Annotated in this window: 1 protein-coding gene; it reads left to right on the top strand. The window is 75.2% G+C overall.

Features of this window, described 5'->3' with window-relative positions; all coding sequences use genetic code 11:
* A partial coding sequence (locus ACFU6K_RS23240; RefSeq protein WP_380665942.1) for an amino acid adenylation domain-containing protein occupies positions 1-7,946 on the top strand: 7,946 nt, incomplete at both ends.

The following is a 7,946-nucleotide window of genomic DNA, read 5'->3' as shown; positions in this document are numbered from 1 at the left end:
GCTTCCGGGTGTATGTGCTGGACGCGCGGCTGCGCCTGATGCCGCCGGGCGTCGCGGGGGAGCTGTACGTTGCGGGGCCGGGCCTGGCCCGGGGTTACCTGGACCGGCCGGGGCTGACGGCAGGCCGGTTCGTGGCCTGCCCGTTCGAGCCGGGCGAGAGGATGTACCGCACCGGTGACCTGGTGCGTCGGCGTGCGGACGGCGAGCTGGAGTACGTCGGTCGGGCCGACGACCAGGTGAAGGTGCGCGGGTTCCGGATCGAACTCGGCGAGGTCGAGGCGGTCCTGGCCGGGCACCCCGCCGTCGCTCAGTCCGCGGTCCTGGCCCAGGACGAGCGCCTCGTCGGCTATGTCGTCCCGAGGCCCGGCGCTTCCGCCGGCCCGGCGGCCTTGGCGTCGTACCTGCGCGAGCGCCTGCCGGACTACCTGGTCCCGTCGGCGTTCGTGGTGCTGGACGTGCTGCCGCTGACGCCGAACGGGAAGCTGGACCGGGCGGCGCTGCCCGCGCCCGAGTCCGTGACCACGGCGGCGGGCCGGGCGCCGCGCACCCCGCAGGAGCAGATCCTCTGCGAGCTGTTCGCCGAGGTGCTGGGCCGCCCGCAGGTCGGGGTCGACGAGGACTTCTTCGACCTCGGCGGGCACTCCCTGCTCGCCACCCGGCTGGCCGCCAGGGTGCGCTCGGTGCTCGGCGTGGAGCTGGGGCTGCGCACGCTGTTCCAGACGTCCACGGTGGCGGGCCTGGCCGGGGCGCTGGCCGAGGCAGGCAGTGCACGCCCGACGCTGGCCGTACGGGAGCGGCCGCAGGCCGTACCGCTGTCCTTCGCCCAGCGCCGGCTCTGGTTCCTGCACCGGATGGACGGCGCGGCCGCGACCTACCACATCCCGCTGGCGCTCCAGCTGACCGGGACGCTCGACCGGGCGGCGCTGGACGAGGCGCTGGCCGACGTGGCGGCCCGGCACGAGAGCCTGCGGACGGTCTTCCCGGAGGTGGACGGCGTCCCGTGCCAGCAGGTCCTGGACCCGGCCGAGGCCCGGCCCCGGGCCGGGCTGACCGAGGTCACGCAGGACGAACTGCACCGCCGGCTCGCCGAGTTCGCCCGGCGGCCCTTCGACCTGGCGGCGGAGCCGCCGCTGCGGGCCGAGCTGTTCGCGGTCGCGCCGGACGAGCACGTGCTGCTGTTGGTCATGCACCACATCGCCGGTGACGGCTGGTCCACCGGCCCGCTGGCCCGCGACCTCGCCGAGGCGTACGCCGCCCGGAGCGGCGGTCGCGCGCCCGGCTGGTCGGACCTGCCGGTGCAGTACGCCGACTACACCCTCTGGCAGCGCGACCTGCTCGGCGACGCAGCCGACCCGCAGAGCCGCTTCACCGAGCAGCTCGACTACTGGAAGCGCCAGCTGTCCGACCTCCCGGAGCTGCTCCAGCTGCCCGCCGACCGGCCGAGGCCGGCCGTCGCCGGCTGGCACGGGGACCACGTCGGCCTGGAGCTGGGCCCCGAACTGCACGCCGCGCTGACCGAGTTGGCGCGGACCACCGGCACCAGCCTCTTCATGGTGCTGCAGGCGGCGCTGGCGGCGCTGTACACGCGGCTCGGCGCGGGCACGGACATCCCGATCGGTTCGCCGATCGCGGGCCGGACCGACGAGGCGCTGGACGAGCTGGTCGGGTTCTTCGTCAACACCCTGGTGCTGCGCACCGACACCAGCGGTGATCCGAGCTTCACCGAACTGCTCGGGCGGGTGCGGGAGGCGGCGCTGTCGGCGTACGCGCACCAGGACGTGCCGTTCGAGCACCTGGTGGAGGTGCTGAACCCGTCCCGGTCGCTGTCGCACCACCCGCTGTTCCAGACCATCCTGGCCGTGCAGAACGCCCCGATGGGCCGGTTCTCGCTGCCCGGCCTGGAGGTGGCCACCTACGCGGTGGCCACCGGGACCGCCAAGTTCGACCTCGGGGTGAGCCTCGTCGAGCGGTTCGGCCCGGACGGGAGCCCGGCCGGGATCGTCGGCGCGGCGGAGTACGCCACCGACCTGTTCGACCGCTCGACGGTCGAGGCCCTGGTGCGGCGCTGGACGCTCCTGCTGGAGGCGGTCACCGCAGACCCGGACCGGTCGATCGGCGCGATCGACCTCCTCGACGGCGACGAGCGGCACCGGCTGCTGGAGCGGGGCAACGCGACCGCCCGCGAGGTGGCCGCGGTTCCGGTGCCGGAGGCGTTCGCGGCGCAGGTGGCGGCGACGCCGGACGCGGTCGCCCTGGTCTGTGGCGGTCTGGAACTGACGTATCGTCAACTGAACGCCCGGGCCAACAGTTTCGCGCACGCGCTGATCGCGCGGGGGGTGGGTCCGGAGCAGCTGGTGGCGGTGGCGCTGCCGCGCTCGGTGGAAGCGGTGGTGGCCGTCCTCGGCGTGCTGAAGGCCGGCGCCGCGTACCTGCCGGTGGATCCGGCGTACCCGCGGGCGCGGATCGACTTCATGCTGGCGGACGCCCGCCCGGCGCTGCTGGTCGACGACCCCGCCATGGTGGCCGAGGGCGACGGGCCGGAGACCGACCCGGAGGTCGCACTTGACGTCCGGAACCCGGCGTACGTGATCTATACCTCGGGTTCGACCGGCCGTCCCAAGGGTGTCGTGGTGAGCCATGCCGGGGTGGCGAGCCTGGTCGCCGCCCAGATCGAGCGGTTCGCGATCGAACCCGACAGTCGGGTGCTCCAGTTCGCCTCGCCGAGCTTCGACGCCTCGGTGTCGGAGATCTACACCGCGCTGCTGCGCGGGGCTGCCCTGGTGCTGCCCCCGGCGGCGGACCCGGTCGCCGCGCTGGCCGACCCGGGCCTCGCGGTCACCCACGCGACCGTGCCGCCGTCCGTCCTGGCCGCCCTGCCGGAGGGCGCGCTCACCGTGTCGACCCTGGTCGTGGCGGGAGAGGCCTGCCCGCCGGAGCTGGTGGCGCGGTGGGCGCCGGGCCGGCGGATGATCAACGCGTACGGCCCGACCGAGACCACGGTCTGCGCGACCATGAGCGACCCGCTGTCCCCGGGAGCGGGCGTGCCGCCGATCGGCCGGCCGATCGCCAACGCCCGGGTGTACGTGCTGGACGACCGGCTGCGGCCGGTGCCGCCCGGCGTACCCGGCGAGCTCTACGTCGCGGGCGCGGGTCTGGCGCGCGGCTACCTGAACCGGCCGGGCCTGACGGCCGGGCGGTTCGTCGCGAACCCGTTCGGCCCCTCCGGGAGCCGCATGTACCGCACCGGCGACCTGGTCCGCTGGCTCGGTGACGAGCAGCTGGAGTACGTCGGCCGCGCCGACGAGCAGGTGAAGGTGCGCGGCTTCCGGGTCGAGCCCGGCGAGGTCGAGACGGCGCTGGCCGAGCACCCCGCCGTCGCCCGGGCCGCCGTCCTCGCCCAGGACGACCGCCTCGTCGGCTACGTCGTCCCCCGCCAAGAGGAGGCCCGCGACAGCGCCCTGGAAGCGGACCATGTGGGCGAGTGGCAGGACATCTACGACGCCCTGCCGATCGTTCCCGAGGACGCCGGCTTCGGCCAGAACTTCGTCGGCTGGAACAGCAGTTACGACGCCAGCCCGATCCCCGTCGAGCAGATGCGGGAATGGCGGGACGCGACCGTCTCCCGGATCCTGGCCCTGCGCCCCCGCCGGGTGCTGGAGGTCGGCGTCGGCACCGGTCTGCTGCTCTCGCAGGTCGCACCGCACTGCGAGACGTACGTCGCGACCGACTTCTCCGCCACCGCGATCGAAGCGCTCACCGCCCAGGTGGCCGGGCAGGAGGAACTGGCCGGCCGGGTCGTCCTGCACACCCGCCCGGCGCACGACACCGACGGGCTCCCGGCCGGGGAGTTCGACACCATCGTGATCAACTCGGTGGTGCAGTACTTCCCGTCCGCCGACTACCTCGCCGACGTGATCGGGAAGCTGATGGGGCTCCTGGCCCCCGGCGGCGCGCTCTTCGTCGGCGACGTCCGCAACCTGCGACTGCTGCGCCCGCTGGCCACCGCCGTCCAGCTCCACCGGGCCGCCGAGGCCGCCGACCTCACGGCCGTGCGCCGCACGGTGGAGCAGGCCCTGCGGGTGGAGAAGGAACTCCTGGTCGACCCGGACTTCTTCACCACCCTGCGGGAGCAGGGCGCCGGCATCGGCACGACGGCCGTCGAGGTCAAGCGCGGCCGCCACCACAACGAGCTGACCCGCTACCGCTACGACGTGACGCTGCACAAGCCGTCGGTCACCCCGACGGCTCCGGAGCGGTCCGTCGAGCTGGCGTGGGGGCGGCAGGTCGCCGGGCCGGCCGAACTGCGCGAGCTGCTCGCCCGGCCGTCCCTCGGAGTGCTGCGGATCACCGGGGTGCCGAACCGCCGGGTGGCGCGGGAGGCCGCGCTGGCCCGGGCGGTGCAGGACGGCGACGGCTCGCTCGCCGAGCTGCTGGAACGCTTGCGCGCCCCAGAGGACGCCGACCTGCCCGACCCGGAGGACTTTCACGCCCTCGGCTCCGAGTTCGGCCGCCCGGTGGCCGTCACCTGGTCGGCCACCGCGGCGGACGCCGTGGACGTGGTCTTCACCGACCCCCGGGCGCTCCACGGCTCCCCGGTCGAGGCCTACCGACCGGCCGGGACCAGCGGCAGGCCGCTGTCCTCGCTGACCAACCGCCCGACCGGAAACCGGGGCACCAGCGCCCTCCTGGGCGAACTCCGCGACTGGCTGCGGGACCGGCTGCCCGACTACCTGGTCCCCTCGGCGTTCGTGGCACTGGAGGCACTGCCCCTGACGGCCAACGGCAAGCTCGACCGCCGCGCCCTGCCCGCACCGGACCTCGGTCCGGTCACGGTCGGCCGGGCGCCGCGCACCCCGCAGGAGCAGCTGCTCGCCGAGCTGTTCGCCGAGGTGCTGGGCCTGGCACAGGTCGGCGTCGACGACGGCTTCTTCGACCTCGGCGGGCACTCCCTGCTGGCGACCCGCCTGGCCTCCCGGGTCCGGGCGACCCTCGGCGCGGAGCTGGAGGTCCGGACGCTCTTCGAGACCCCCACCGTGGCCGCCCTGGCCGCCCGCCTGGACGGCTCCGGAGCGGCGCGGCCCGCGCTGACCGCCCAGGCCCGCCCCGACCAGGTGCCGCTCTCCTTCGCCCAGCGCCGCCTGTGGTTCCTGCACCGGATGGACGGGCCGAGCGCCACCTACAACATGCCGCTCGCGCTCAGCCTCACCGGCGAACTGGACCGCCCGGCCCTGCACGCCGCGCTCGCGGACGTGGTGGCCCGGCACGAGAGCCTGCGGACGGTCTTCCGCGAGACGGACGGCGTGCCGTACCAGGTCGTGCTGAGCCCCGAGCAGGCGCGCCCCGCACTGCCCGTGGTGGAGATCGACGAGAGCGCACTGGCCGGGCGCCTGGCGGAGACGGCCGGGTGCGGCTTCGACCTGGCCGCCGAGCCGCCGGTCCGGGCGGAGCTGTACGCCCTCGCCCCCGACCGGCACGCCCTGCTGGTCGTGGTGCACCACATCGCCGCCGACGGCTGGTCGATGGGCCCGCTCTCCGGTGACCTCGCCGCGGCCTACGCGGCCCGTTGCCGGGGCGAGGCCCCGCGGTGGTCCCCGCTGCCGGTCCAGTACGCCGACTACAGCGCCTGGCAGCGCGAGCTGCTCGGTGACGCCGCCGACCCGGACAGCCTGTTCGCCCGGCAACTGGCCTACTGGAAGGAGGAGTTGGCCGGCGTCCCGCAGCAGCTGCAGCTGCCCGCCGACCGGCCGCGGCCGCCGGTGGCCTCCCAGCGGGGCGACGCGGTCGCCGTGCGACTGGACGCCGACCTGCACCAGGCCCTGCGGGACCTGGCCGCCGCGCGCGGCGCCAGCATGTTCATGGTGCTCCAGGCCGGACTCGCGGCCCTGCTCACCCGGCTCGGCGCCGGTACGGACATCCCGGTCGGCAGCCCGATCGCCGGCCGGACCGACCAGGCGCTGGACGAGCTGGTCGGGTTCTTCGTCAACACCCTGGTGCTGCGCACCGACACCGGCGGCGACCCGTCGTTCGCCGAACTGCTCGGCCGGGTCCGGCGGAAGGCGCTCGGCGCGTACGACCACCAGGACGTGCCGTTCGAGTACCTGGTCGAGGTGGTCAACCCCGCGCGGTCGCTGGCCCACCACCCGCTGTTCCAGGTCATGCTGGCCCTGCAGAACGCGCCGGTCGGCGAGTTCGCGCTGCCGGGGCTGGAGACCGGCCACCTGGCGGCGCCGACCGGCACCTCCCGGGTCGACCTGACCGTCAGCCTGGCCGAGGGGTTCGGCCCGGACGGCACCCCCGACGGCCTGGTCGGCGCGGTGGAGTACGCCACCGACCTGTTCGACGCGCCCACCGTGGAGCTGCTGTTCGAGCGCCTGGCCCGACTGCTGCGCGCGGCGGTCGCCGACCCGGACCGGCCGATCAGCCGGATCGACATCATGCCCGCCGAGGAACGCCGCCGACTGCTCGCCGGGTCCACCGGTGCCGCGGCCGAGCTGCCGGAGGCCTCGGTGTCGGAGCTGTTCGCCCGCCAGGTGCGGGCCACCCCGGAGGCGGTCGCGGTCGTGGCGGGCGGCACCGAGCTGACCTACGCGCAGCTCGACCTGCGGGCCGGCCGCCTGGCGCGGGCGCTGATCCGCCAGGGCGTACGGCCGGAGACGCCGGTCGCGGTCATGCTGGACCGCTCGGCGGAGCTGGTCGTGGCGATCCTGGCGATCATCAGGGCCGGCGGCGCCTACGTGCCGCTGGACCCGCGCTTCCCCTCCTCCCGGGTCGACCTGATCCTGGGGGAGAGCGGGGCCGCCCTGATGCTCACCCGGGAGGTGCTCACCGCACTGGAGCGGTCTGCGGACGCCGACCGGTCCGACGTCGAAGTCCCCTGTGTGCCCGAGCAGTTGGCGTACATCATGTACACCTCCGGCTCGACCGGCCGGCCGAAGGGCGTGGCCGTCACCCACCGCGACGTGGTGGGCCTCGCGCTCACTCCCGAGTGGCGGGGCGGCGGACACGAGCGGGTGCTGATGCACTCCCCGACCGCCTTCGACCTCTCCACCTACGAGCTGTGGGTGCCGCTGCTCAACGGCGGCCGGGTCGTCGTCGCGCCGCCGGAGCAGCTCGACCTCGACCTGCTCCAGCACACGATCGCCTCGCACGGGGTGACCGGACTGTGGCTCACGGCCGGACTGTTCCGCCTGGTCGCCGAGGAGCGCCCGGGCCTGCTCGCCGGGGTGCGCGAGGTGTGGACCGGCGGCGACGTGGTCTCCCCGGCCGCCGTCGCCCGGGTGCGGGAGGCCTGCCCCGGCATCGAGGTGGTCAACGGCTACGGGCCCACCGAGGCCACCACCCTGGCCACCCGGCACGCGGTGGACGACCTCCCCGAACACGCCGCGACCGTGCCGATCGGCCGGCCGATGGCGAACATGCGCGCCTACGTGCTCGACGAGAGGCTGCGCCCGGTGCCGACCGGCATGGTCGGCGAGCTGTACCTCGCCGGGACGGGCGTGGCCCGCGGCTACCTCGGGCGGGCCGGCCTGACGGCGGAGCGCTTCACCGCCGACCCGTACGGGCCCGCCGGCAGCCGGATGTACCGCACCGGCGACCTCGCCTCGTGGCGGACCGAGGGCACGCTGGACTTCGCCGGACGCGCCGACCACCAGGTCAAGCTGCGCGGCCTGCGGATCGAGCCCGGCGAGATCGAGGCCGTCCTGGCGGGCTGCCCGGGCGTCGCCCAGGCGGCCGTCGTCGCCCGGGAGGACCGGCCGGGGGACAAGCGGCTGGTCGCGTACCTGGTGCCCGCCCCCGAGGGGGCGCCCGAGGCGGCCGAGCTCTCCGGCCGGCTCCGCCGCGACCTGCCCGACTACATGGTGCCGGCGGCGTTCGTCACCGTGGACGCGCTGCCGCTGACCGCCAACGGCAAGCTCGACCGGGCCGCCCTGCCCGCCCCCGAGTAC

The organism is Kitasatospora sp. NPDC057512, assembly GCF_042802135.1.
Classification (GTDB): Bacteria; Actinomycetota; Actinomycetes; order Streptomycetales; family Streptomycetaceae; genus Kitasatospora.
Note: the sequence above shows the minus strand (reverse complement) of the source record. Positions and strands in the feature narration are given on the sequence as shown.